Source organism: Herbaspirillum sp. 1130 (assembly GCF_017833835.1).
GTDB lineage: Bacteria > Pseudomonadota > Gammaproteobacteria > Burkholderiales > Burkholderiaceae_D > Herbaspirillum > Herbaspirillum huttiense.
The window spans coordinates 1,515,588-1,539,821 of record NZ_JAFICQ010000001.1 but is presented as its reverse complement, the minus strand read 5'-3'; the positions used below and the strand labels follow the sequence as shown (position 1 = coordinate 1,539,821).

23 protein-coding genes are annotated in these 24,234 nt (G+C 63.1%); 12 read left to right on the top strand and 11 right to left on the bottom strand.

Translation table 11 applies throughout. The annotated features are described in order from the left end of the window. Positions 1-176 precede the first annotated feature (176 nt). The gene (locus tag JOD78_RS06705; protein ID WP_039785041.1) at positions 177-611 is read left to right on the top strand and encodes an organic hydroperoxide resistance protein; all 435 of its coding nucleotides are present in this window, start codon (positions 177-179) and stop codon (positions 609-611) included. Between the two features lie 117 nt (positions 612-728). Here the strand turns inward: JOD78_RS06705 and JOD78_RS06700 are convergent, their stop codons facing one another. The 6 genes from JOD78_RS06700 to JOD78_RS06675 all read right to left on the bottom strand — a co-directional run bounded on the left by JOD78_RS06700 (position 729) and on the right by JOD78_RS06675 (position 5,207). Further along, positions 729-1,250: a DUF2867 domain-containing protein gene (locus tag JOD78_RS06700; protein WP_121042033.1), complete on the bottom strand. Its 522-nt coding sequence runs from the start codon at positions 1,248-1,250 to the stop codon at positions 729-731. Positions 1,251-1,353: 103 nt separating this feature from the next. Next, positions 1,354-1,524 (bottom strand): cytochrome bd-I oxidase subunit CydX, encoded by a 171-nt coding sequence (gene cydX / locus JOD78_RS06695; protein ID WP_008330178.1) that lies wholly within the window; start codon positions 1,522-1,524, stop codon positions 1,354-1,356. A 36-nt stretch (positions 1,525-1,560) separates the two neighbouring features. Then, a complete protein-coding gene (gene cydB, locus JOD78_RS06690) occupies positions 1,561-2,700 on the bottom strand; it encodes a cytochrome d ubiquinol oxidase subunit II (protein WP_121042030.1) in 1,140 nt (379 codons plus the stop codon). Positions 2,701-2,727: 27 nt separating this feature from the next. Continuing rightward, the gene (locus JOD78_RS06685) at positions 2,728-4,350 is read right to left on the bottom strand and encodes a cytochrome ubiquinol oxidase subunit I (RefSeq protein ID WP_121042028.1); all 1,623 of its coding nucleotides are present in this window, start codon (positions 4,348-4,350) and stop codon (positions 2,728-2,730) included. A 6-nt stretch (positions 4,351-4,356) separates the two neighbouring features. Then, complete coding sequence (gene cydP / locus JOD78_RS06680) at positions 4,357-4,629, bottom strand: cytochrome oxidase putative small subunit CydP (protein ID WP_209566921.1); 273 nt, start codon at positions 4,627-4,629, stop codon at positions 4,357-4,359. 5 nt (positions 4,630-4,634) lie between these two features. Continuing rightward, a complete protein-coding gene (locus JOD78_RS06675) occupies positions 4,635-5,207 on the bottom strand; it encodes a GbsR/MarR family transcriptional regulator (RefSeq protein ID WP_121042024.1) in 573 nt (190 codons plus the stop codon). 530 nt (positions 5,208-5,737) lie between these two features. Here JOD78_RS06675 and JOD78_RS06670 point away from each other — a divergent pair. Further along, positions 5,738-6,901: an AI-2E family transporter gene (locus JOD78_RS06670; RefSeq protein WP_245201991.1), complete on the top strand. Its 1,164-nt coding sequence runs from the start codon at positions 5,738-5,740 to the stop codon at positions 6,899-6,901. On the opposite strand, the gene JOD78_RS06665 is transcribed toward JOD78_RS06670, so the two are convergent. Beyond that, a complete protein-coding gene (locus tag JOD78_RS06665; protein ID WP_121042022.1) occupies positions 6,831-8,297 on the bottom strand; it encodes a heavy metal sensor histidine kinase in 1,467 nt (488 codons plus the stop codon). The genes JOD78_RS06670 and JOD78_RS06665 overlap by 71 nt on opposite strands. After that, positions 8,294-8,965: a heavy metal response regulator transcription factor gene (locus tag JOD78_RS06660; RefSeq protein ID WP_209566920.1), complete on the bottom strand. Its 672-nt coding sequence runs from the start codon at positions 8,963-8,965 to the stop codon at positions 8,294-8,296. Before JOD78_RS06660 ends, JOD78_RS06665 begins: the two co-directional genes overlap by 4 nt. 242 nt (positions 8,966-9,207) lie before the next feature. On the opposite strand from JOD78_RS06660, the gene msrP reads away from it, so the two are divergent. The 10 genes from msrP to JOD78_RS06610 all read left to right on the top strand — a co-directional run bounded on the left by msrP (position 9,208) and on the right by JOD78_RS06610 (position 19,713). Beyond that, positions 9,208-10,176: a protein-methionine-sulfoxide reductase catalytic subunit MsrP gene (gene msrP / locus JOD78_RS06655; protein WP_121042018.1), complete on the top strand. Its 969-nt coding sequence runs from the start codon at positions 9,208-9,210 to the stop codon at positions 10,174-10,176. 14 nt (positions 10,177-10,190) lie between these two features. Then, entirely contained in the window at positions 10,191-10,847 is a 657-nt protein-coding gene (locus JOD78_RS06650) for a protein-methionine-sulfoxide reductase heme-binding subunit MsrQ (protein WP_199725074.1), read from the top strand. A gap of 77 nt (positions 10,848-10,924) precedes the next feature. Further along, positions 10,925-11,623: a peptide-methionine (S)-S-oxide reductase MsrA gene (gene msrA, locus JOD78_RS06645; protein ID WP_121042007.1), complete on the top strand. Its 699-nt coding sequence runs from the start codon at positions 10,925-10,927 to the stop codon at positions 11,621-11,623. Between the two features lie 55 nt (positions 11,624-11,678). Then, complete coding sequence (locus JOD78_RS06640) at positions 11,679-13,391, top strand: tetratricopeptide repeat protein (RefSeq protein WP_209566917.1); 1,713 nt, start codon at positions 11,679-11,681, stop codon at positions 13,389-13,391. Positions 13,392-13,720: 329 nt separating this feature from the next. Next, on the top strand, positions 13,721-15,046 hold the full coding sequence (locus tag JOD78_RS06635; RefSeq protein WP_209566915.1) for a TolC family protein: 1,326 nt from the start codon (positions 13,721-13,723) through the stop codon (positions 15,044-15,046). A gap of 69 nt (positions 15,047-15,115) precedes the next feature. Then, entirely contained in the window at positions 15,116-15,991 is an 876-nt protein-coding gene (locus JOD78_RS06630) for an EAL domain-containing protein (RefSeq protein WP_209566913.1), read from the top strand. Positions 15,992-16,920: 929 nt separating this feature from the next. Further along, a complete protein-coding gene (locus JOD78_RS06625; RefSeq protein WP_245201990.1) occupies positions 16,921-18,498 on the top strand; it encodes an ABC transporter transmembrane domain-containing protein in 1,578 nt (525 codons plus the stop codon). Further along, a complete protein-coding gene (locus JOD78_RS06620; RefSeq protein ID WP_245201989.1) occupies positions 18,462-18,860 on the top strand; it encodes a hypothetical protein in 399 nt (132 codons plus the stop codon). Before JOD78_RS06625 ends, JOD78_RS06620 begins: the two co-directional genes overlap by 37 nt. Before the next feature lie 2 nt (positions 18,861-18,862). Then, the gene (locus JOD78_RS06615) at positions 18,863-19,237 is read left to right on the top strand and encodes a helix-turn-helix transcriptional regulator (RefSeq protein WP_209566911.1); all 375 of its coding nucleotides are present in this window, start codon (positions 18,863-18,865) and stop codon (positions 19,235-19,237) included. 140 nt (positions 19,238-19,377) lie between these two features. Then, entirely contained in the window at positions 19,378-19,713 is a 336-nt protein-coding gene (locus JOD78_RS06610; protein ID WP_039785071.1) for a helix-turn-helix transcriptional regulator, read from the top strand. Between the two features lie 45 nt (positions 19,714-19,758). Here JOD78_RS06610 and JOD78_RS06605 read toward each other — a convergent pair whose 3' ends face one another. The 3 genes from JOD78_RS06605 to JOD78_RS06595 form a co-directional block, all read right to left on the bottom strand. Beyond that, on the bottom strand, positions 19,759-21,060 hold the full coding sequence (locus tag JOD78_RS06605; protein ID WP_134136051.1) for an MFS transporter: 1,302 nt from the start codon (positions 21,058-21,060) through the stop codon (positions 19,759-19,761). A 399-nt stretch (positions 21,061-21,459) separates the two neighbouring features. After that, the gene (locus JOD78_RS06600) at positions 21,460-22,674 is read right to left on the bottom strand and encodes an ABC transporter substrate-binding protein (RefSeq protein WP_121041999.1); all 1,215 of its coding nucleotides are present in this window, start codon (positions 22,672-22,674) and stop codon (positions 21,460-21,462) included. 61 nt (positions 22,675-22,735) lie between these two features. Then, positions 22,736-24,037, bottom strand: coding sequence for a hydroxymethylglutaryl-CoA reductase, degradative (locus tag JOD78_RS06595; RefSeq protein WP_209566909.1), 1,302 nt, complete (start codon positions 24,035-24,037; stop codon positions 22,736-22,738). Between the last annotated feature and the right edge of the window lie 197 nt (positions 24,038-24,234).

The following is a 24,234-nucleotide window of genomic DNA, read 5'->3' as shown; positions in this document are numbered from 1 at the left end:
ATGCAGCCGGACTGAATAGCGCAACCTCAGCAACACCAGAAACATCAGCAAGACCGCAAGTGAAGCAGCAAGAGATTGGCAAGCCAGTGATGACCAAAAGTGAATCTTTAGGCATCACACCCCTCGAACGAAACCCGTCAAGGGTGACGACAACCTGAACTTTGAAAGGAAATACCATGCCTTCGAACAAGATTGAAAAAGCCCTGTACACCGCCACCGCTACCGCCACTGGCGGCCGTGAAGGTTCGGCCAAGTCCTCCGACGGCGTACTGGACGTCAAGCTGTCGACCCCCAAGGAACTGGGCGGCGCCGGTGGTAACGGCACCAACCCGGAACAGCTGTTCGCTGCTGGTTACTCGGCTTGCTTCCTGGGCGCGCTGAAGTTCGTCGCCGGCCAGGCCAAGGTGGCCCTGCCTGCGGATGCCAGCATCACCGGCAAGGTCGGCATCGGCCAGATCCCGGGCGGTTTCGGTATCGAAGCCGAGCTGAACATCTCGCTGCCGGGCATCGACCAGGCCGTGGCGCAAGATCTGGTGAACAAGGCCCACCAGGTGTGCCCGTACTCCAACGCCACCCGTGACAACATCAACGTCACCCTGAACCTGGTGTAATGCCAGCAGGCCGGGCGGGAGCCTATGCGCTTCCTGCCTGTGCCGGTCAGCATGAAGGAAAACGCCGCTGCGTCCATCCGGTCGCAGCGGCGTTTTCTTTCATTTGCGGAATGCGGATCAAAGCGCCGGACGTTCCTCCCGCACCACCCCCAGCAGCAAACTGCGCGCGATGCAGCGATGGAAGGGCATGATCGCCGCCAGATAGGCCTTGCCCAGCAGGCGTTTGGTGCGGACCACGGTGGTCACGGTGAGCCACTGGTCTTCATCTGCCGCCTGGCCGGTCGCGGCCGGCGACTTTTCGACGCACAGCCGGAAATCCAGGTGGCGGTCGTCCAGTCCCATCACGACCCTGGCCGGTTCGGCCAGCAGCAGGGGAAACCCGGCCGGCCCGCCGCCGTGGTCGCCGGCCTGCTTGAGTCCCAGCGGCGCCATCAGGCGATCACGCAAGCGGATCAATGCGCTGACCCAGGCAGGCTGGGTCGCCATCATGCGGGCTGCGATCTCGGTCGAATTCAATTTCGCCAGTTGCGGCGTGAGGCGGATACGGTAGCTGTCGGCGAAACCGGCACCTGGCAGCAAGGCCCAGTGGCGCGGCGCGGGCGCGACTTCTTCGGTGTGCGAGGCAGGGGAGGCAGGCATGATGGTCTCCAGGCAAGTTGAAAAAAAGGCCGGCAGCGACGCTGCCGGCCTTGCTCCTGCGATCACTCGATCATGTGATCACGTGAGGATCCGATCCCCGAGCCTACCTGCCGTTGCGCCGCTGCTTTTCCGCCGCACGGGCGCTGGCGAAGCGCTCGTGGGTTTCCTCGGCCTTGCGGCGGCCGAAGGCATAGTTGGCTTCCAGCCACATGACGTTGATGATGCCGAAGGCCAGGGCCAGGCCGATACCGAGTATCCAGGCGAAATACCACATGATGTTCTCCTCGTTGCAGTTTGCGATTGCGCGTAATCAATACGCCGTGTGTTCGTTCTCGTGGATGTCGCGGGCGGTGACCTTGCCCTTGACCACGCGATAGACCCAGCCGGTATAGACGATGATGAGTGGCAGGAAGATCAGCACCATCCAGAACATCAGGCCCAGGGTCTTGTGGCTGGAGACCGAATCCCAGAGGGTCAGGCTGCTCTTGGCGTCCAGCGAAGAGGGCATGACGAAGGGGAACAGCGACATGCCGGCGGTGAGGATGATGCCCGTCACCGACAGCCCGCTGGCGATGAAGGCCAGGCGCGCACTGCGCACCAGCGCCAGCAATGCCGCCAGCACCGCACCGGCCACGCCCAGCGCCGGGAACAGCTTGGTCACGGGCCACTTGGCATAGTTGTCGAACCAGGCACCGGCGACCACTTCCACGGTCTTGGCCAGGGGTGTGAAGGCACTGTTGGCGTCCGGCATGGAGGTGATGCGATAACCAGGCATCTGGGCCACCCAGAAGCCGCCGGCCACGAACAGCAGCACCGTCACCAGCGCCGCACCGATGACGGTCTTGCGCGAACGCTCGCCCACGGCGGCCTCGGTCTTGACGAAGGCGAAGGCCGCACCGTGCATCAGCAGCATGGCTACCGACAGCAGGCCCGCCAGCAGGCCGAAGGGATTCAACAGTGCGAAGAAACTGCCGGTGTATTCCACGCGCATGGTGTCGTCATAGTGGAAGGGCACACCCAGCAGCAGGTTGCCGAAAGCCACGCCGCAGATCAGAGGCGGCACGAAGCCACCGATGAACAGTCCCCAGTCCCAGGCATTGCGCCAGCGCGGATCGGCCACCTTGCTGCGATAGTCGAAGCCCACCGGACGGAAGAACAGCGAAAACAGCAAGATCATCAGGGCGATGTAGAAGCCCGAGAACGCCGTCGCATACACCAGCGGCCAGGCCGCGAAGGTGGCACCGCCGGCGGTGATGAACCAGGTCTGGTTGCCTTCCCAGGTGGGGCCGATGGAATTGATCAGGATGCGGCGCTCGGTGTCGTTCTTGCCGGCGAAGGGCAGCATCATGCCCACGCCGAAGTCGAAGCCGTCGGTCAGGGCGAAGCCGATGATGAGTACGCCCACGAAGGCCCACCAGATCAGCTTGAGTGTTTCGTAATCGAAGATCATTCTGCTTTCCTCATTTCTTCTGATGGCTTAGTGGCTGCCGGCATTGGCCGACGGATTCAGGGGCGGCGGCAGGACATCGCCGGGGCTCTTTTCATGACCCTTGGTTTCCCAGTGGTATTGGCCGGTATGCAGGCTGCTCGGACCCAGCCGTGCGTACTTGACCATCAGGATCATCTCCACCACCAGCAGGAAGGTGTAGAACAGGATGAAACCGGCCAGGCTGAAGTAGAGGCTGCCCGGCTGCAGCGAGGAGGCCGACAGGTGGGTCGGCAGGATGCCGGCAATGGTCCAGGGCTGGCGGCCATATTCGGCCACGATCCAGCCCAGCTCGGCGGCGATCCACGGCAGCGGGATCGAGATCACGGCCAGGCGCAGCAACCAGCGTTGCGGGGCCAGCTGCTTCTTGGCCAGGAACCAGAACGACGCCGAGAAGATGAACAGGAACAGGAAGCCCAGCGCCACCATGCCGCGGAAGGACCAGAACAGCGGTGCGACCTTGGGAATGGTGTCGTTCACCGCCAGGCTGATCTGTTCAGGCGTGGCATCGACGACGTTGTTGGTGTACTTCTTCAGCAGCAGGCCGTAGCCCAGGTCCTTCTTGAGCTTGTCGAATTCGGCGCGGGCTTCGGGGGACTTGTCGCCCGCCTTCAGCTTGGCCAGCGCCGCATAGGCCAGCATGCCGTTGCGGATGCGTGCTTCATGTTCCTTCTTCAGGTCCTTGATGCCCAGCACCTGGGTATCGGCCGAACGGGTGGCGATCAGGCCCAGCGCATAGGGGATCTTGACGGCGTAATCGGTGCGCTCTTCCTTGTCATTGGGCAGGCCGAACAAGGTCAGGCCGGCCGGGGCAGGGTGGGTGTCCCACTCGGCTTCGATGGCGGCCAGCTTGACCTTGTTGACTTCACCGGCGGTATAGCCCGACTCGTCGCCCAGCACGATCACCGACAAGGTCGCGGCCAGGCCGAAACCGGCCGCCACCGCGAAGGAGCGCAGCGCGAAGGCGGTATCGCGGGCCTTCAGCAGATACCAGGCCGACACGCCCAGCACGAACATGGAAGCCGTCACGTAGCCGGCGGCCACGGTGTGCACGAACTTCACCTGCGCCACCGGATTGAAGATCACGTCGGTCATGCTGACCAGTTCCATGCGCATGGTCTCGAAGTTGAACTCGGCGCCCACCGGATTGTTCATCCAGCCATTGGCGATCAGGATCCACAGCGCCGACAGGTTCGAGCCCAGCGCCACCAGCACGGTGACGATCAGGTGCTGCTTGCGCGAGAGCTTGTCCCAGCCGAAGAAGAACAGGCCGACGAAGGTCGATTCCATGAAGAAGGCCATCAGGCCTTCGATGGCCAGCGGGGTCCCGAAGATGTCGCCCACGTAGTGCGAGTAATAGGACCAGTTGGTGCCGAACTGGAATTCCAGGGTGATGCCGGTGGCCACGCCCATGGCGAAGTTGATGCCGAAGAGCTTGCCCCAGAAGCGGGTCATGTCCTTGTAGATCTGGTTGCCGGTCATGACATAGACCGACTCCATGATGACCAGGATCCAGGACAAGCCCAGGGTGAGGGGGACGAACAGGAAGTGATAGAGCGCCGTAACGGCAAACTGCAGCCGTGACAGCGAGACGACTTCATCGATGGGAACCATGTTGTGTTACTCCGTTTGTTGTTTGGCGGACAGGTCTTGGGACGGGTACTGCTGTGCGGTGGCTGGCTGCGGCGTGGTGAAAGACAGCATGCGCTGCTCCACGCGCTGTACCGGCATCTGCATGTGCTTGGCTTCGGGATGGGCGAAGAAGGTCTTGGCCAGCACCGTAATGAGGGCAATCTTGACCACCAGCAGCAGGGTGATCTCCACCCCCAGCGGCAGCTGGGTCAGGCGTGGCCAGCGCCACGGGCGCTTGAGCAAGGATGAGGCGAGTTGCATGCGGATTACTCCTTTTCGTTGCTGCTGCCGCCGACGCGGAACTTGTCGCGCACGTCCAGCAGTTTCTTGACCTTGGAACCCATCTTCATCAAGGACACCAGCGTCTCCGGCGAGAGGCGCTGCACATCGTCGAACCAGGAACTGGAAAGTTCGATCAGTTCATACATCTCGCGCATGCGCTTTTGCACTTCCTTGTCGTCCTTGCTACCGGGCGCTTCCAGCAGGGCGTCGCGCAGCATGGAGAGGGTCGGCTCGATTTCGCGGCGGCGGCGTTCTTCCAGCAGCACCTTGAAGATGTCCCAGATGTCGCCCGGCGGTTCAAAATATTCACGGCGGTCACCGGGTTTGTGCAGCAGCTTCACCAGCCGCCAGGACTGCAATTCCTTCAATCCCATGCTCACGTTGGAGCGCGAAAAACTGAGGTACTCGGCGATCTCGTCGGCATTGAGCGCACGCCCGCAGATATAGAGCAGGGCATAGATCTGGCCCACGGTGCGATTGATACCCCAGCGGCTGCCCATCTCGCCGAAATGGCCGATGAAACGCTGCATGAGCGGGCTGAGTACGTTGTTTTCCATGTCGAAGTCTTTCGAAATTTCAGTAATTACTGAAATTTAAAGCAATTGCTTGACCCATCGCAATGTCATGCACCTGTGTATTTGCTGATAACAGTTATCACGGTTGAGAATGACGCGCGCCCGGCGCGGAGGCGCGGGCGAGGGCCGTCGGCAGGCTCAGGGGCTGGCAGGGGCGAAGGCGCTTATTAACGTGTCTTCACGACGACATCGCGTCTTGTGAACTTCCCGGTTTCACAAGGACGCAGCCCTGTTCAGCATCATGTTGCGCTGCATGAACGTATTTTCACGCTTTCCTACAAAGCCAGAAGGATTTGGCTGATAGGAAACCTGATGCGGATCAAATAAGGTGCATTTGCAGCTCAGCCGTAGCGTGGCACGCGGTCGGAAAGCGACATCTCGGCCACGCCACAGGTGAAGTACTGAGTGCAAGCGTCCACCGGGTTTCTTCACCTCGGTGGAGAGGGGCTGGCGGGCTGGGGTTGCCCGTGGCGCACGCATGCTGCGTCCTCTTTTTCCAAGGATGAATATTTATGCTGGGTTTCGATTTCCGCGTGGCCAGGATCGTCTGGACCGTCTTCCTGGTGGCATTGCTGCTCTATGTCACCTATACCATTTCAGCCACTGTGCTGGTGCTGGTGTTTGCCGTCTTCTTCAGTTATCTGGTCTATCCGCTGGTGGAGCAGGTCGAGCGCGTGCGCCCGGCCAAGGTGCCGCGGGCCGTCTCCATTGCGGTGGTGTTCGTGCTTGCCATCGGCATCGTGGCAGCGGTGGCGACCATCTTCGGCGCGCGCATCCAGGAGGAAGCCGTGCGCCTGTCCGAGCAACTGCCGGCGCTGCTGCGCTCCAATGATGCGGTGTCCAAGATTCCGCTGCCGGGCTTCGCCGAACCGCTGCGCGCACGCATCCTCGGCTTCATCCGCGACCAGCTCGCCAACGGCACCGACCAGGCCATGCCGCTGGCCAAGCAGTTCGGGGTAGGCGTGATGCATGCGGCCAGCAACCTGATCTACCTGGTGCTGGTGCCGGTGATCAGCTTCCTGCTCATCAAGGAAGCGCCGGCCATGCGCGATGAAATCCTGTCCTGGATGAACCGTTCCAACCGCAAGCTGTGGGATGGCATCATCAAGGATCTCGACGTGCTGCTCTCGCGCTATGTGCGCGCGCTGCTGTTCCTCTCCATTGCCACCTTCGTGGCCTACAGCATCGCCTTCTCGCTCATGGGCGTGCCCTACGCCATGCTGCTGGCGGGCCTGGCGGCGGTGCTGGAATTCATTCCCTTTGCCGGTCCGCTGGCCGCCAGTGCGGCCGCCCTGGTGGTGGCCGGCTTCAGCGGTTATGACCACCTGCTGTGGCTGGTGGGTTTCATCGTGGCGTATCGGGTGTTCCAGGATTACGTACTGAATCCTTACCTGATGAGCGAGGGCGTGGAAGTGAGCCCGCTCATGGTGATCCTGGGCCTGCTGGCCGGTGACCAGCTGGGCGGGGTGGCGGGCATCTTTCTGTCGGTGCCGGTGATGGCGGCCTTGAAGATCATCTTCACGCGTGCGTCGGCGGCCCAGAAGGCAAGACGTGCGGCCGAAGCGCGCGAGGCTGAACTGGCGGCCCAGGCCGCGCAGGAAGCGCTCAGGTCGGCAGAGGTGGCGGAGCCTGCAACTGCCCCGCCTGCGTTGCCGCCGACGGGAAGAACAAGCTGAAGCGAATCCAGCCCGGCTGCGGACATTCGACCGCAGCCGTGCCCCGATGCAAGGCCATGATGGCCTTGACGATGGCCAGTCCCAGGCCGTTGGATTCGGTGAAGGCGCTGCGGGAACGATCGCCGCGATAGAAACGGTCGAACATGCGCGCCATCGCATGGGGCGTGACACCCTCGCAGCGGTTGTCCACCAGGATGCGGCTGCCGCTGGCATCGTTCTCGGTCTGGATGCGGATGACGCTGTCGGCCTCGCCATAGCGCACCGCATTGATGACCAGGTTGTTCACTGCCCGCCGCCACATGTCGCGGTTGGCGTGGCAGGTGCCCTGGGCCTCCAGTTCGAAGCGCAGGCCGCGTTCGTCGGCGATGCCTTCGAAGTACTCGGTCACCTTGCCCAATTCTTCATGCAGGTCCAGCGCGCTGCATTCCACGGCCAGCGTCGCATGGTCGGCTTGCGCCAGGAACAGGATGTTCTCGACGATGCGCGAGAGCCGCTGCAATTCCTCCACATTCGATTCGAGCAATTGTTCATATTCTTCCAGGCTGCGCCGTTGGCCCAGTGCAACCTGGCTCTGGCCCATGAGCACGTTGATGGGCGTGCGGATCTCGTGGGCCAGGTCGCCGGAGAATTGCGCCAGGTGGTCGTAGCCAGCCTCCAGCCGGTCCAGCATGGCATTGAAGGAGAGCGCCACGCGCCGCAGTTCGGACGGCATGCCGTCCTGCTCCAGGCGGGTGGAAAGGCGGTCGGGCGTGATCTGGGCGGCGCGCTGGCTCATCGCTTCCAGCGGCTGCAGCCCGCGTCGCAGCAGCAGGAATCCCAGCAGCGACGTCAGCAAGATGGCAGCGCCCGCTGCACCGGCAATGCGCCAGCGGTAGCTGTGCATCATGCGGCTTTCCTGCACCATCACATAGGCGGCCACGATCTCCACGCGGTCGCCGCCGGCGCCACCCTTGCCCACATCGGCCAGTGCCGAGACCCAGCGTACCTTCACGCCATCGGGGCGGAAGCTGGTCTGCAGGCTGGCCGAACTGACCGGACGGCCCACCGGAAGCGGGGTCATCTCAGGCGGCTGCAGGTGATCGGGATTGCTTTGGATGAAGGGCGCTTCACCCTGACGGCGGAAGATGCGCACATCCTGCTCATTGCCCATCATGCTTTCGAAGAGGGCAGGGCGCTGCTCCATCTGCTCGACGTTGTAGAGGTCGTGCATCAGGTTGCGGAAATGTTCCACGCGCCCGATCAGGGCCTGGTCGGCGCGCTGCGAGAGGGCGACCCCGGCCGCCCGATCCAGGTAGAAGCCCAGGCCGGTGACCACCAGCGCAGTCATCAGCGCGAACAGGGCGGTGACGCGGGAAGTGAGGGTCCAGCTGCGCACGGGTGTGGCAACGGTGTTCATGGGTTCTCAGAGAACATGTAGCCGACACTGCGCACGGTGTGGATCAGTTTCTTCTCGAAGGGCGCGTCGATCTTGGCGCGCAGGCGCTTGATGGCGACGTCGACCACATTGGTGTCGCTGTCAAAGTTCATATCCCAGATCTGCGAGGCGATCACGGACCGTGACAGTGCCTCGTCCCGGCGCTTGATGAGCAGGTGCAGCAGCATGAATTCCTTGTTGGTCAGGGCGATATGAATACCCTGGCGCGTGACCTTGTGGCGCACGTGGTCCAGCTGCAGGTCGGCGATCTCATAGACCTCGGCCTCGCGCGTGACGCCCCGGCGCAGCAGGGTGCGGATGCGCAATACCAGTTCAGTGAAGGAAAAGGGTTTTACCAGGTAGTCGTCGGCCCCCAGCTGCAGGCCACGGATGCGGTCTTCCACCTGGTCCTTGGCGGTCAGGAACAGCACCGGCAGGTCGCGCTTGCTGCGCACTGCGCTCATGACCTGCCAGCCATCCAGGCCGGGCAGCATCACGTCCAGCACCACCAGGTCGTAGTCCTGTTCCAGTGCCATGTGCAGGCCGTCACTGCCGGTGCGGGCGAGGTCGACGGCATAGCCGGATTCGCGCAAGCCTTTGCGCAGGTAGTCACCGGTCTTGGGGTCGTCTTCGATTACCAGGATGGCCATGCTGTGGGGAACCGTGTGAGGTGGAATGGACGGGAAGTGCCGCTGCAAAGGCGGCCCGGATCGGAGAGAATGAACCGGATAATGCACTCGATTCTAGCAATGGAGGGATTTTTCTTCATGACAAAATTGTCATCAAAATGCCACCCGGGCGTCACCGCGCCGCTTTTACCATGGCATCTCATCGGCGAGGTCCAAGCCTTGCCTCCGCTTTGCATTCACCCCCTTTTTTGCCGGAGCGCACCATGCTGATCAAGATTCGTCCCGACCAGATTGACATCCCGACCGCCTCCGAGATCACCCCGCGTGATCTCTACCTGTCGCGCCGCAGCTTCATGGCGCGCGTGGCGGCCGGTGCCGCGCTGGCCGGCGGCATGGGCGCGCTGCCGCAAGCCTTCGCCCAGCAGGGCAAGAAGCTGCCGGCCCAGCTCAATAACGCCTTCGCGGTCATGGACAAGCAGACCGCCTACAAAGACGCCACCAGCTACAACAATTACTACGAGTTCGGTACCGACAAGGCCGATCCGGCCAAGAATGCCGGCAGCCTGAAAACCAGCCCGTGGACCATCGACATCGAAGGCGAGGTCAAGAAGCCCATGACCCTGGACCTGGATGCCCTGACCAAGCTGGCCCCGCTGGAAGAACGCATCTACCGCATGCGCTGTGTGGAAGGCTGGTCGATGGTGATCCCCTGGATCGGCTATTCGCTCTCGGCGCTCATCAAGAAGGCCGAACCCACGGGCAATGCCAAGTATGTCGAATTCGTCACCCTGGCCGACAAGAAGCAGATGCCGGGCCTGTCCACCCCCATCCTGAACTGGCCCTATCGTGAAGGTTTGCGCCTGGATGAAGCCAATCACCCGCTCACCCTGCTGACCCTGGGCATGTACGGCGAAGTGCTGCCCAACCAGAACGGCGCACCGGTGCGCATCATCGTGCCTTGGAAGTATGGCTTCAAGTCGGCCAAGTCCATCGTCAAGATCCGCTTCGTCAAGGACGAACCCAAGACCGCCTGGAATCTCTACGCCCCGCAGGAATACGGCTTCTACTCCAACGTCAACCCCAACGTGGACCATCCGCGCTGGTCGCAGGCCACTGAGCGTCGCATCGGCGAGGACGGCTTCTTCGCGCCCAAGCGCAAGACGCTGATGTTCAACGGATACAACGACGTGGCCAGCCTGTACACCGGCATGGACCTGCGCAAGTTCTTCTGAGGATCGGATCAGGCATGCAGCTCGCTCCGGCCGCCTTGCGCAATCTCAAACCACGCGCCGTGACGGGGCTGTGGTGGCTGTTCCTGGCCCTGGCCTTCGTTCCGCTGGTGCGGCTGGTGGTGCTGGGTTTCACCGGCGGCCTCGGAGCCAACCCGCTGGAATTCATCACCCACAGCACCGGCGACTGGACCTTGTACCTGTTCTGCATCACCCTGGCCGTGACGCCCCTGCGCAAGATCACCGGGCTGAACTGGCTGGTGCGCATGCGCCGCATGCTGGGCCTGATGGCGTTTCTGTATCTGTGCCTGCACTTCACGACCTTCGTCTGGTTTGATCACTTCTTCGACCTCGGTGAGATCTGGAAGGACATCGTCAAGCGGCCCTTCATCACCGTGGGCGTGCTGGCGCTGCTGCTGTCGATCCCGCTGGCCATCACCAGTACCAACGGCATGGTGCGTCGCCTGGGAGGCAAGCGCTGGCAGGCCCTGCACCGGTTGGTCTATGTGATCGTGCCGCTGGGTGTGCTGCACTACTGGTGGGACAAGGCCGGCAAGAACCTGATCGCCCAGCCGCTGTTGTTCGCAGTACTGGTCGGGGTGATGCTCGCTGTGCGCCTGCTGTGGCGGCGCAGCGGCGCATCGGGCACGCCGGGAAAGCCCGTGCGGCGCTGAATGCTTCATATCTTGTGCGTTTGACCTGATCGTCCTAGCCGATTTTCTGATTTTTCCCTGCCCTGTCGGAGCCTGCCATGTCCCTGTTCAAACCTGCCGTCCTGGCCTCTGCGGCCAGCCTTTGCCTGGCGCTGGCCTGTGCTTCCACTTTTGCTGCCGAAGCGGCGGTGGCGGTGCCAGCTCCTAGCGGCAAGGCGGTGCTGGCTTCCACCGCCAACACGGCCACCGTGGTCCTCGCAGGTGGCTGCTTCTGGGGTGTGCAGGGGGTGTTCCAGCATACCCAGGGCGTGTTGCAGGCGGTGTCTGGTTATGCCGGCGGCAAGGCCGATTCGGCCACGTATTCCATGGTCAGTTCCGGTACCACCGGGCACGCCGAAGCGGTACAGGTGACCTACGATCCGCGCAAGATTTCCTATGGCCAGATCCTGCAGATCTATTTTTCGGTGGCGCATGACCCGACCCAGCTCAACCGCCAGGGCCCGGACCATGGCACGCAATACCGTTCAGCCATCTTCACCGCCAGCGACGAACAGGCCCGGGCCACCCAGGCCTACATCGCCCAGATCAATGCCGCCAAGGTCTTCAGCGCTCCCATCGTGACCCAGGTGACGCCGCTGCAAGGTTTCTACCGGGCCGAGGATTACCATCAGGATTACGCCACCCTGCATCCGAACCAGCCCTACATCGCCTACAACGACCTGCCCAAGATCAGCAACCTGCAGAAGATGTATCCGGCCATCTATCGCGCCGATCCGGTGCTGGTGTTCAAGCGCTGACGCAGTACCCCGGCAGGGATGAGACAATACGCGGGTTTGTCTCACCCCGCCTGCCATGAACGCCACTGATACCGTCCGCCTCGCCCTCGACCATTTCCACCAGGATGACTACGCCGCCGCCGAACAAGTGCTGTTCGGTTTGCTGGAGACCCATCCCCGGCACAAGGATGCGCTGCAGCTGCTGGGCAGCGTGGTGGCCGCGCAAGGACGTTTCGAAGAAGCAGCCCTGGCCTGGCAGCAGGCCTTGCCGCTGGTCGACCCCGACAGCGAGGAAGCGCTGGCCCTGCGCTATCGCCTGGGGCGCGCCTTCTACGAGCAGGGGCGATATGAAGACAGCTTCCTGCTCTATCGCGACCTGATCGAGGCGGGGCATGAACGTCCCGAGTTCTTGGTCGCCGCCTCGGCCGCCTTGCAGGGCATGTCGCCCTCCGGCAAGAACGATGGCCAGGCGCTGGCCTTGCTGGAAGAGGCACTGCGGCGCAATCCCGATGTTCCCGATACCTGGCACCGCAAGGCGCGCCTGCATGAGCGCACCGGCCAGTGGGAAGCCGCACGCGAATGCCTGCGCCAGGTGCTGCTGCGCTTCGATGAGCGCGCGCAATACTGGCTGGATGCGGGCCTGATCGAACATGCCTTGGGTGACTACGAGGAAGCGCTGCGTTATTACGACCGCGCCCTCATCCTCGACCCCGATCTGGTGGATGCCCACGTCAGCCGTGGCACCACGCTGGCGCGCCTGCGTGACCACGAGGAAGCCATCGACAGCTTCCGCCGCGCCCTGCGCATGGATGGCAAGGACGCCGATGCCCATGTCAATCTGGCCTTGTCGCTGCTGGTGCTCGGCCGGCTGGAAGAGGCTTTGCCGCTCTACGAATGGCGTTGGGAAGGAAGTGGTGCCGATCCTTATCGCCACGCCGCCATCCCGCCCTGGAACGGCGGCAGCTCGCTGGCCAGCAAGCGCATCCTGCTGTGGGCCGAGCAGGGGCAGGGCGATACCATCCAGTTCAGCCGCTACGTGCAGCAGATCGTCGAGGCCGGGGCCGAGGTGGTGTTCGAGGTTCCGGAAAGTTTGTTCACCTTGATGCAGGGCTTGCCGGTGGCCTCGCGCATTCAGCTGGTGCCGACCGCAGGCGCCTTGCCCGCGATCGACTATCAGTTGCCGCTGATGAGCCTGCCGCTGGTGTGCAATACGGCGATGGACAACATCCCGGCACCGGTGCCTTACCTGAACGTTCATATCGACCTCAAGCGGCAGTGGGAGCAGCAGCTCGACGCGCTGGCACCGCGTGCGCCGGGGCAGGTGCGGGTGGGCATCATCTGCTCCGGCAACCCCGGCAATGCCAACGATGCGCGCCGGTCCATTGCGCTGGAGCGCTTTGCGGCATTGGCCAAGGCGCGTGACGGTGTGTCCTTCTTCATCATCCAGCCCGATCTGCGCACCGCCGATGCGCAATGGCTGCGGCAGGCCGGACCGCAGTGGCATGCGGTGGGGGAGGGCATTCGCGATTTCGCCGATACGGCGGCCGCGCTTTCCTGCATGGACCTGGTCATCAGCGTCGATACGGCAGCCGCCCACCTGGCTGGCGCGCTCGGCTTGCCGGTCTGGATCGCCTTGCCCTATGCGCCCGACTGGCGTTGGTTCCTGCAACGCCATGACTCGCCCTGGTATCCGACGGCACGGCTGTTCCGCCAGCAGCGTGCGGGCGATTGGGATGAGGTCATCACCACCTTGCGTGCCGCCCTGGCGGTAGCGGCGTTTTCTTCCTGAGCGTGCCGGAACCCGTGCACCTCATCCGGCTGCAGACGTTCTTGGCAGGGTCTGCAGCTGTTCTTCATTAATCTTTGTAGTGTTTCTCGAATTATTTCGAGGCCGTATGAAGATTTCTGCACCATCGGACAATTCGTTCCCCCCCGTCCTTTCCGCGATCATCCAAGCCAATTCTCGTCACCCGTCATCGCAGCCGGCCGGCTGCCCTGCCGCCTTTGCGGCTGCTGCCCGGCCAGTGTGCAGGTGCGTGAAGTACGGCGCCCGGCGCCGTCTTCCCGCCTGCCGCGAGACCTTCCTCCCTGGACGAGATCAACCTGAAATGAGCGCAGATGAACGACATCCTCCCCCTTGGCGGCGCGTGCGGCCCGCAGTCTTCCTCCACCTTGCCGCGCCCGCGCTGGCCCAACCGGCTGGCTGCCGTGATGGCGATGTCACTGGGCTTGTTGAGCCTGCCGGCGGGCGCTGTCAGCCTGGGTGATCTGGTCAAGCAAGCCGCTTTCAACAATCCCGCCGCGGTCGCTCGGCAACGTGCCGTCGACGCCGCTGCCGAAGGTATCTCGTCGGCCAAGTGGCAATTCTTTCCGACACCGTCCATGTCGGTCGAACGCGCCGGCGTGACCAGTTCGCGCGACATTTCGTACAACGGCGACGATACCGTGGTGACCCTGCGCCTGCAGCAGACCCTGTGGTCCGGCGGCCGCCTGACGGCCCAGCTGGAACAGGCCGGGCACAATCATGAATCTGCTGGCGAAGCCCTGCGTGAACAGCGCTTCCGCCTGGCCGAGCAGGTCATTTCGCAATACAGCCTGTGGGTGCGTTCGGATCTGGCCACCGAGGCCAATCAGAAGAATCTGAAAGCGCTGGAAGATTTCCTCGCACAAAGCCAGCGCCGCGAGAAGGAAGGAGCCGCTGCGCGCGTCGACGTGACGCTGGTGCGCGGCCGCCGCGACCAGGCGCTGACCGACCTGCTGGGCGCCAAGGCCAGCCGCCAGTCGGCGCGGCTGCAACTGGAACAACTGGTCGGCCTGCCGCTGAGCGATGAAGAACTGCGGGCCGATGTGGCGAAGATGTCCGTCAGCGAGGATCTGCCCGCACTGACCGAGAGCATGCTGGAGAGCAGCCCGCTGCTCAAGCGCCTGCGCGCTGATGCCAAGGTCCAGGAGTCGGCCATCCGGATCCGCAGTGCCTCCTACTGGCCGGAAGTCTATGCCCGCCTGGAGCACCAGCGCGGCAACTTCAGCGTGCCTCACACCCCCAATGCCAACCGCGCTTTCATCGGCATGCAGATGCAGCTGGGGGCCGGCCTGTCGCTGGGTTCGGAAGTGGCGGCCGCGCAGGGCCGCTATCAGTCAGCGCTGCTGGCCGTGGATGCGGCACGGCTGGAACTGATCTCGCAGTTGGCCGCCACCTACACCGAGTATCAGCAAGCCGAGGCGCGTGCACGCAATCTGGAAGACGTCGCCGTATCGTCCGAGGAGGTGCTGGCTTCCTATACCCGCCAATATCTGTCGGGCCGGCGCTCCTGGCTGGACGTGATGAATGCCGCCCGCGAAGTGGTGCAGACCGATCTGCAGAAGGCCGACGTCACGGCCATGATCATCGCGGATGGCCGCAAGCTGCAATTGTGGGCGTATGGCCTGGACCAGGTACGCTGACCATCAATCCCGTGCGCATCCGCTGCGGTGCGCACGGGGACCGCAAGGGGAACTGCGGCAGGGGGGAGCATGATCACCAAAGCGCAGTTCAAGCGCGCCATCGAGCGCGAGGAATTCAGAGTCGTCTATCAGCCCATCGTGGTCCTGGCCGACGGCCGCTGTGCGGGCGCGGAAGTCCTGGTGCGCTGGCAGCGCGAAGACGGGGCACTGCTGCCGCCGGACCGTTTCCTGGCCGCAGCGCAGCGGCATGGCTACCTCAATGCCATCACCGACCGGGTACTGCAACAGACCGTCAGCGACCTGGCCCCCACGCTGCGCGCTCATCGCTGCTTGCATGCGGCCGTCAATATTCCGGCCCAGGATGTCAACAGCGGCCGCATCCTGGAGGTGCTGGATGCCGCGCTGGCCGGCACCGGTATCGTGCCGGGCCAACTCTGGCTGGAAATCACCGAGAGCAGCAGCATGGAAACCCTGCCGAGCCGCGAGACGCTATCCCGGGCGCGGGAGCGGGGGCATCTCATTGCGCTGGATGATTTCGGGACCGGCTATTCCTGCCTGCGCTATCTGCACGAACTTCCATGTGATGTGCTCAAACTGGATCGTTCCTTCGTCATCGGCATCGGTACGGATCACGAGCATCCGGTACTGGCCTGCATCATCGACCTGGCCCGCAAGCTCAAGCTGAAGATCGTCGCGGAAGGCGTGGAAACGCCGGTGCAGGCGCGCTATCTGGAGCAGGCCTGCGTCGACTATGCCCAGGGCTGGCATTACGCACGGCCGATGCTGGCCGCCGAATTTGCGCGCTATTGCGATCGGGCAGCGAGCCCGGCGGATTCGCCACTGTCGCCGTTGTCGTTGCACGCGCCGGAATCGCCGTTGTCTTCTCTCGCGGCTGGCGGCTCCGCAGAGGCCGCGGTGGCGCCGGATCTGCAGTCCTCGCACTGAGCTTGCGCGGGCTGTGCGCACAGGCGTCCTTTCCTGTCTGATCTTTCCTCTCCGTTGCTGTTGATGTCGTTCACTCGACGGTGCCATCGATAGTTCATTCCGTCTGCACCATCAGACAATTTTTTAAGCGCAAAATGTTAGATAAAGTTAGTACGGCGTCGATGTTAATGGTCTGGCGGAGACGCTGTCACCAGTGCTGACTGATTGTCGGTGATCAGGTGGCGAATGGCACCAAGCTCCCCTCGGGTTCAACATGATTCGAGGGGAGTTCTCTTTTGTGTATCCAGATATGAAGAGGCTTTCAAAGATCTTCCGTATTTCTTTGATCGTCGCGAAAGTGGTCCTGGATTTTCCCTTCACTCGTCGACAGGAAGGGCGTCCATCGTTCCAGAGTGAGGTTTGTTCTCTGATCGACTGAAATCGTCATTTACTTAGTTTTTTCGAGACTACAAATATGTCTGAAATGAACTAAAGGACAATTAAATCTTTATATATTTTCACAGATCATTAGCCCCATTGACGATCTGCCGCAGCGCCTGATTCCGGACGAGATCTCCCTCGGTTTTGCCCGCTGTTGCTGAGATGGCAAAGCAGCAACGATGACGCATCCCGCTCATTTCTGGCATCGCGCGACACATCGTCCGAGGGGTTCTCTCCCGTTTTTCGCTCTCACTGTCGATCAAGCCGAGTACGTCCGCATCGTCCGCATCGTCCGAATACGCGCCGTCGACAGTCCTTCCCCTGAAGGAAGGCCGATCGTCGCGACTGATATCAAACCAAACGAATCGCCATGAGAAAGAATATTCATTCCTGTCCCAGTTCGCCCCCCGTTGCCGGTGCGGTGCGCCGCGCTGCGGCCAGCAAGATGTCCGGCGCAGGCTGCACGGGCCTGTATCCAGCTGCCTTGCTGGTTTCCCGGGAGGCCTGTCATGAGTGAACTGGCGTCTTCCTTGTCATGGGCCGTGATGACGGCAGCGCGACGCCACGGTGTGGTGATCGACAGCGTCCGGCTCAATGCCGCCATCACCCAATCGATGGTGAAAAGCGGCGCAGCGGCCATCGACATCAACAGCCTCTGCGCTGCCCTGAGCCTGCCCAAGTCGCAGCATCTGGCCAAGCCGGACCGCGCACAGCTTCCCATGCTGGGCGTGGTGCGCGAGCGCGGCTGGGGTGTCATCGCCGACCAGCGTCCCGATGGCCGCTGGATTTTCATCAGTGAAGAAGGCCATGCTTTGGTCAGCGACAGTGATCTGAGCGAAGGCGCCTACAAGCTCGATTTCGCCCCGCTCGGCAACAAGCCGGACCAGCACGGTTTTGAACGCGTCTTCAAGGAAGCGCTTGGCGAATACCGTCCCATCATCCTGGAAGTGGTCATTGCCTCGGTGGTGATGAGCGTCATTGCGCTGGGGGCCTCGGTCTTCTCGATGCAGGTCTATGACCGGGTCATTCCTACGCACGGCGTGGCTACGCTGATCGTGCTGGCCATCGGCGTCTCGCTGGCCATCGTCTTCGAGCTGGGCATGAAGTTCGCGCGTTCTCACATCATGGACAGCGTGGTCTCCGGCCTCGATGCCAAGCTCTCGCAGGCGCTCTTCGAACGCTTGCTGTCGGTTCGGGTGGACCAGTTGCCAGGTTCCGTCGGCAGCCTGGCCGGGCAACTGCGCGGATATGAACAAATTCGCTCCTTCTATACCTCGCAGACGCTGTTCACCCTGGTCGACCTGCCGCTGGGCCTGCTGTTCGTGCTGGTGATCGCCTTCATCGCCAGTCCCTGGATGGCGCTGGTGCCGACCGTGTTCGGGCTGGCGGCCATCGGCATCGGCTACCTCTCCAATCGCAAGGTGGTACGGCTGGCCGACAAGAGCGCGGCGGCCTCCAACCTCAAGACCGGCCTGCTGGTGGAGACGGTGGAGGGGGTGGAGACCATCAAGTCCGGTTCCGGCGGCTGGAAATTCCTCTCGCGCTGGATCGACGTCAGCGCCGAGTCCATCCGCAGCGACATGGCCATGCGCGCCATCGGCGACCATGCCGGCTATATCGCTGCCATGCTGCAACAACTGAGCTACTCGACCACCGTCATCGTCGGCTCCTTCCTGGTCATCAACGGCCAGATCACCATGGGTGCGTTGATCGCCTGCTCCATCCTGGGTGGCCGCATTCTGGCCCCGGTGGCCATGATTCCCGGCCTGATGGTGCAGCGTGCGCATACCAAGGCCACCCTGGCCGGACTGGAAAAAATCTATGCCCTGCAGACTGATCAGGGCAACGAGCGCCAGCTGACCCCGGACACCCTGCGCGGCGAGTTCCGTGTGGAAGAAGTGAAATTCACCTATGCCGGCAGCCTGCTCAATGCCATGAGCATTGACCAGCTGAGTATCCGTGCCAGCGTATCGAACCGGTTCCGGCAGCACGCCAGTCCGGCACGGAAGGTCTGGAAATCCGTATCCAGAAGACCGAGTGAGGAGGCCCGATGTCAGATGCCGCAAGTTCCATCGAGGACGCCCTGATGGGCAAGACCACCTATACGCTCGACGTGATGCAGGCCGGTACCGCCTTGCGCAAGATTCCCATCGAGACCATCCAGGACGTGCGCAGTCTCGGCATCGACCTGTTGCTGGTGCTGCGCAGCGGCGGCCAGATCCTGTTGCGGGAAGGTGCGCTGGATGCCCTTGTCAATCCGGACCGGCGGCTGCAGTTCAGTGACGGCGTGCTGACCCTGCAGCAGATCTTCATGCAGAGTGAACAGTTCGACTTCCTGCATCAATCCGGATCCGCTACTGGCGCGGAAGTGCCGGCGGCCGATGTGCATGTGCCGCTACAGCCGCAGCCTATCGTGGTACCTGGACCGGCGTTTCCGTTCGGAGGCTGAGCATGGACGCGCCCATCGACAACGCGCCGGGCCAGGCTGCACTCGCGGCCAAGCAAGCCATCGGCGAACGCCTCAAGGCCACGCGTCAGATGAGCGGCCTGAACCAGCGCGACTTTGCCAGCCGGCTGGGCACCTCGGGTGCCTACATCAGTTGCGTCGAGCTGGGGCACAGCATGCCCGGCGGACGCTTCCTGCGTTCGCTGCACCGCGAGTTCGACGTCAACATCAATTGGCTCCTGACCGGCCTGGAACAAGAACTGCCGCCGCGCCATGGTTTTCACATCAAGGTGCTCATTGGTGACTACGTCCGCGCATCGGAGCGCGGCAAGTCGCTGGTCATGGCGGTCGCGAGCTTCCTGGTAAGCCGGCGCGGCTGAGAACGGTCGCCGGTTACGCCCCCGCTGCCGCCGTCCGGCGGGGGTGTCACTGGTTCGGCACGGGGCTGCTGGCCCCGGCGCAGTCGTGGGGACGGGGATACGGGCGGCTCACGCGGGTGCGTCCGTTCAGAGGAGAAGACATGTTCAGTGAAGAAATCGGGGGGAGGATCAAGGAGATCCGCCTCGCCCACGGCCTGAGCCAGCGCGAGCTGGGTCAGCGCCTCAATACATCGACCGGCCACATCAGCTGGCTGGAAGCCGGCAAGGCCATGCCGGGCGGGGAGCTGCTGTTGCAGCTCTACCGCGAGTTTGCGGTCGATCTCAACTGGCTGCTGACCGGCAGCGAGCCGGACGTCCTGCCGCAGGAAAGCGATTCGGACGTCAGGCTACTGGTCGACCATTACTGCCGCACGGACGTGCAAGGCCGCGAGATCATCCGCACACTGGCCAGTTACGCCGGCCGCACTGCGGCCTGAGCGATCTGCATGGCCGCTGCGCAGATACCCCGCTCGGAGGGGCGGTCAGCCTCCCGCTGCGTTGGCCGGCGACGCATGTGCTGCGGCCGCGAGGATGGCGGCGCGCGCCTGCACGTCGCGGTTGAGTCGCCAGACCAGTACCGAGGCCAGCAGCGTGGTACCGACGATGACATAGCCGACGACGTCGAAATGCTGCAACCGGCCATCGGCCCCCAGCGTGACGATATGTCCGGCCACGATTGAGGCCACACCCCCCGAGAGCTGCTGGATGGAGGCGCTGATGGCATTGAAGGAACCGCGCTGGGTAGTCGCCGGGACCGAAGAGACCAGGGCCTGGAATGGAATCATGCGCGAGAAGATGCCCAGGAACAGCACGGCATTGACCAGCACGATCATCGGTACCGTCACCGGTCCCAGGTGCGTGTAGATCAGTACCATGATGATGGACAGTACGGCGCCGAAGACAAAGACCCGGAACTTGCCCACCTTGTCGGCCGCGCGTCCGATCAGCGGACCGAAGGCGATGGTGCACAGGCCGGTGACCAGATAGACCGTCGGCAGGTGATGCAGGTCGATGCCCAGGTTGCCGACCAGATAGGCGCTGCTGAACGGCATGAGCATGAAGCCGCCCGTCATCAGCAGGGCCGTGGTGGCAAACGCGGTCAGGTAGCGTGGCTCGGTGATGGTGTGGTAGAGGTGCATCCACGCGGTGTGTTCCTGCTTGAGCTTGAGGTGGCCGTCCACCGGCTGCATCTTGAAGCTGACCACGATCCCGCCCACTGCGCCCAGCGCGGCCATGGCCAGGAAAGGGACATGCCAGTTCCAGGTATTGGAGAGATAAAGCCCGATCGGAATGCCCAGCACCTGGCTGGCCGCGAAGGCCGTCTGGATGATGCCCATGACGCGTCCCCGCAGCTGCGGCGCGAACAGATCGGTGGCGATGGCCAGCGTGATGGAACCGATCACGCCCCCGAACAGGCCCGTGACGATACGCGCGATCAGCAGACTTTCAAAACTCTGCGCCAGACCGCACCACACGGTCCCCAGCACGAAGCCGGAATAGAAGAACAGCAAGAGCCGCTTGCGGTCGAAGCGGTCGGCAAAACCGGCCGTGAGCAAGCCCGAGGCCCCGGCGCTGAAGGCATACGCCGATACCACCAGCCCGAATTGCTGCGGCGTGATCTGCATGGCGGGCATGATCACGGCACCCAGGGGCGACATCAGCATGAAATCGAGAATGACCGCAAATTGCAGGAAGGCCAGCAGGCCGACGACGGTCTTCTGGTAGCGCGTGAATCCCGCCGGGGCGGGCGGACTGGCAGGTTGGCGGGGAGGATGCTGACTCAAAGTGACTCCTTGGCGGATGGTCTTGTTGGCTTGTTGAAATCTTGGCCGGCGAACCGGCTGCTGCGTCGCGCCTCGCTAACGATGGCAGGCGGCCGTGTCGTCGCTGACGAATGAGCGGCCGCGATATTGTGCCATTCACAGGCGGGCGGACGATCGGACCAATGCAGCAGGCCGGCTGGGCTGGGTTGCAAGAGTAGGTGCAAGACTCGGCCAAGGCAAGCCGCTGATGTAAAGACCGCACAAAGGGTCAGGAGGTTGTGTTCAGCTTTCCTGGCGGCACCTCAATGAAGAAGGGCGAGACCCGCTGCGCCGGCCCCGCCCTCAAACTGCTCAATCTGCTGGCCGACAAGGGCCTGCAGGGGTTGCTCTGAACTTCAGGCCAGAAACTTCACCTGTCCCTTACTGCTTGAGCAGGCTGCACCGGGAATCCGCCACACTGGTGAAGGCTTGTTCACCTGGGATGGTTTCCAGCAGCTTCAGGTAATCCCAAGGCTTCTTCGACTCGGCCGGCGACTTGACCTGGTACAGATACATGTCGTGGATGTTGCGCCCGTCGGCGCGGATGTAACCCTTGTTGTAGAAGTCATCGATGCGCGTCTTCTTCAGTTGCGCCATCACCTTGGTGGCATCATCGGTGCCGATGGCCTCCACCGCCTTCAGGTAGGTCATGGTGGCCGAGTAGGCGGCCGCCTGGTGGGTGCTGGGCATTTTCTTCATCTTCTGGTAGAAGCGCTCGGCAAACTTGCGCGAGGGCTCGTCCTTGTCCCAGTACCAGCTGTCGGTCATCATCAGGCCCTCGGCATTGGCCAGTCCCAGCGCATGGATGTCGTTGATCACCATCAGCAGACCTACCAGCTTCATGGTCTTGGTCACCCCGAATTCCTTGGCGGCCTTGATCGAATTGACCGTATCTTCGCCCGCGTTGGCCAATCCCAGGATCTGCGCCTTGGACGCCTGCGCCTGCAGCAGGAAGGACGACAGGTCCGAGGATTGCGGCGGATGCTTGATCGACCCGACGACCGTGCCGCCATTGGCCTTGACCACGGCACTGGTGTCATTGGCCAGCGAATGGCCGAACGCATAGTCCGCCACCAGGAAGAACCAGGATTTCCCGCCCTGCTTGATCACCGCACTGGCCGTGCCCTTGGCCAGCGCCACGGTGTCGTACTCATAGTGCACGGTGTAGGGCGTGCATTCCTCGTTGGTCAGGCGGGCGGTCCCGGCGCCGATGTTGATGTAGACGCGCTTCTTCTCGGCCATCACCTTGTTCATTGACAAGGCCGTGGCCGAATTGACGCCGCCGATCAACATGTCCAGCCCGCGTTCGTCAGCCCATTCACGGGCGCGGGTGGCGGCGATGTCGGCCTTGTTCTGGTGGTCCGCCGAGAGTATCTCGACGGGTTTGCCCAGCACCTTGCCGCCATAGTCGGCGACCGCCATGCGGATGGCTTCCAGTCCGCCCAGTCCATCCGTATCGGCATAGGGGCCGGACATGTCGGTGATGAAGCCGATGCGTACCGCGTCATTGGATACCTGGGCCATGGCCGGCCCTGCAAAAATGCCTGCAATGGCACAGGCGGCTGCCAGCCTGCGCAGGGTGGTCGATGGGATCATGTGCTTGTCTCCTCGTTGTGATCGGCCGCTGGGCGGCTCGGGTCGTTCTGTTTTTCGTGCTTCAGCGGCGGCGTTCGGCCAGCAGCGATCTGGCGTAGTCCACCCGGACGTCGTGGCCAGCCACCATTTGCTGCACCAGCCAGTCCATCTCATGCGGTTCGGCCCCGGCGGCCAAAGCGATGTTGCGCGCGTGCAGGGCCATGTGGCCGCGTTGTATGCCTTCAGTCGCCAGCGCGCGCAGGGCGGCCATGTTCTGCGCCAGCCCCACCGCCACGGCGACCTCGGCCAGCTCCTGTGCCGATTGCACGCCCAGGATCTTCAAGGCCGCGCGCGCCGCCGGATGGGTCTTGGTGGCACCCCCCACCAGGCCCACCGGCATGGGAATTTCCAGCGTACCGACCAGGTCGCCATCGGCGGCAATTTCCCAGTGCGTCAGCGAAGTGTAGCGGCCATGGCGGCAGGCGTAGGCATGGGCCCCGGCCTCTACCGCGCGCCAGTCATTGCCGGTGGCGACGATGACCGGGTCGATGCCGTTCATGATGCCCTTGTTGTGCGTGGCGGCGCGGTAGGGATCGACGGCCGCAAATTCATACGCATCGACGATGCCATCGATGACTTCCTCGCCACTGTATGCGCTGGTGGCCAGCACCTGGGCAGAAACCTTCACCCTGGCCCGCGCCAGCCGCAGATCGGCCAGGTTGGAGAGGATGCGCAGCCGCACCTTGCCGCCGGTGATTTCCTCGATATGTCCGGCCACCGCTTCGGCCATGGTGTTGACGGTATTGGCGCCCATTGCATCGCGCACGTCGACGATCAGGTGTGTGACCACCATGGCACCGCGCCGGGTGTCCGGGAAGACATGCACTTCGATGTCGCGGCAGCCGCCGCCCAGCTGGTTGAGCAGTTGGTCACGGCTGTTGGCGATGTCGATGATGGCCTGGCGGTCCTTGAGGATGGCCAGCCGTGCGCCGTGCGGATCGGTCACCCCGAGCAGCTGGATCTGGGCGCGCATGAGCGGCGTGCTGCTGGAAGTCTGGAAGCCGCCGCAGGCGCGCACCAGCTTGGCCATGAAGGACGCTGCCGCCACCACCGAGGGCTCTTCGACCGCCATCGGTACCAGTACATCGCGGCCATTGAGCTGAAAATACCCGGCCACACCCAGCGGCAGCTGGAAAGTGCCGACCACGTTTTCAATCATGCCGTCGGCCGTGGCCAGCGGCAGGCCGCCGGGCTGGCCCAGCAGGACCTGCTCGGAATCGCCCAGCCCGGCCAGGCGTGCGACCTCCGCCAGGCGTTGCGGCGGGGTCAGGCTGCGGAATCCGGGCAGGCGCGAATCGGTCGCGGAGTGTTTGTCACTGTGCATGCGGTGGTCTCTCTTTTCGTCGTTATATGAAGATCTGGAATGGGCGGCAGGCTGCGCGCCCCCCGTCCAGCGCTGGCAGAATAGCAAGGGTGTACCATTGCGCATGGGTACAGTTGCTGCCAACAGCAGGGCAACTGTACCCAGGACAATCCCTTTGCATTGCAGCAAGTCCCGACGACGCGGGCCGGGCGAGCGAG

Coding starts and splice junctions, on each gene's coding strand:
- JOD78_RS06705 (WP_039785041.1), top strand. CDS start 177: ATGCCTTCGAACAAGATTGAAAAAGCCCTGTACACCGCCACCGCTACC.
- JOD78_RS06700 (WP_121042033.1), bottom strand. CDS start 1,250: ATGCCTGCCTCCCCTGCCTCGCACACCGAAGAAGTCGCGCCCGCGCCG.
- cydX (WP_008330178.1), bottom strand. CDS start 1,524: ATGTGGTATTTCGCCTGGATACTCGGTATCGGCCTGGCCCTGGCCTTC.
- cydB (WP_121042030.1), bottom strand. CDS start 2,700: ATGATCTTCGATTACGAAACACTCAAGCTGATCTGGTGGGCCTTCGTG.
- JOD78_RS06685 (WP_121042028.1), bottom strand. CDS start 4,350: ATGGTTCCCATCGATGAAGTCGTCTCGCTGTCACGGCTGCAGTTTGCC.
- cydP (WP_209566921.1), bottom strand. CDS start 4,629: ATGCAACTCGCCTCATCCTTGCTCAAGCGCCCGTGGCGCTGGCCACGC.
- JOD78_RS06675 (WP_121042024.1), bottom strand. CDS start 5,207: ATGGAAAACAACGTACTCAGCCCGCTCATGCAGCGTTTCATCGGCCAT.
- JOD78_RS06670 (WP_245201991.1), top strand. CDS start 5,738: ATGCTGGGTTTCGATTTCCGCGTGGCCAGGATCGTCTGGACCGTCTTC.
- JOD78_RS06665 (WP_121042022.1), bottom strand. CDS start 8,297: ATGAACACCGTTGCCACACCCGTGCGCAGCTGGACCCTCACTTCCCGC.
- JOD78_RS06660 (WP_209566920.1), bottom strand. CDS start 8,965: ATGGCCATCCTGGTAATCGAAGACGACCCCAAGACCGGTGACTACCTG.
- msrP (WP_121042018.1), top strand. CDS start 9,208: ATGCTGATCAAGATTCGTCCCGACCAGATTGACATCCCGACCGCCTCC.
- JOD78_RS06650 (WP_199725074.1), top strand. CDS start 10,191: ATGCAGCTCGCTCCGGCCGCCTTGCGCAATCTCAAACCACGCGCCGTG.
- msrA (WP_121042007.1), top strand. CDS start 10,925: ATGTCCCTGTTCAAACCTGCCGTCCTGGCCTCTGCGGCCAGCCTTTGC.
- JOD78_RS06640 (WP_209566917.1), top strand. CDS start 11,679: ATGAACGCCACTGATACCGTCCGCCTCGCCCTCGACCATTTCCACCAG.
- JOD78_RS06635 (WP_209566915.1), top strand. CDS start 13,721: ATGAACGACATCCTCCCCCTTGGCGGCGCGTGCGGCCCGCAGTCTTCC.
- JOD78_RS06630 (WP_209566913.1), top strand. CDS start 15,116: ATGATCACCAAAGCGCAGTTCAAGCGCGCCATCGAGCGCGAGGAATTC.
- JOD78_RS06625 (WP_245201990.1), top strand. CDS start 16,921: ATGAGTGAACTGGCGTCTTCCTTGTCATGGGCCGTGATGACGGCAGCG.
- JOD78_RS06620 (WP_245201989.1), top strand. CDS start 18,462: ATGTCAGATGCCGCAAGTTCCATCGAGGACGCCCTGATGGGCAAGACC.
- JOD78_RS06615 (WP_209566911.1), top strand. CDS start 18,863: ATGGACGCGCCCATCGACAACGCGCCGGGCCAGGCTGCACTCGCGGCC.
- JOD78_RS06610 (WP_039785071.1), top strand. CDS start 19,378: ATGTTCAGTGAAGAAATCGGGGGGAGGATCAAGGAGATCCGCCTCGCC.
- JOD78_RS06600 (WP_121041999.1), bottom strand. CDS start 22,674: ATGATCCCATCGACCACCCTGCGCAGGCTGGCAGCCGCCTGTGCCATT.
- JOD78_RS06595 (WP_209566909.1), bottom strand. CDS start 24,037: ATGCACAGTGACAAACACTCCGCGACCGATTCGCGCCTGCCCGGATTC.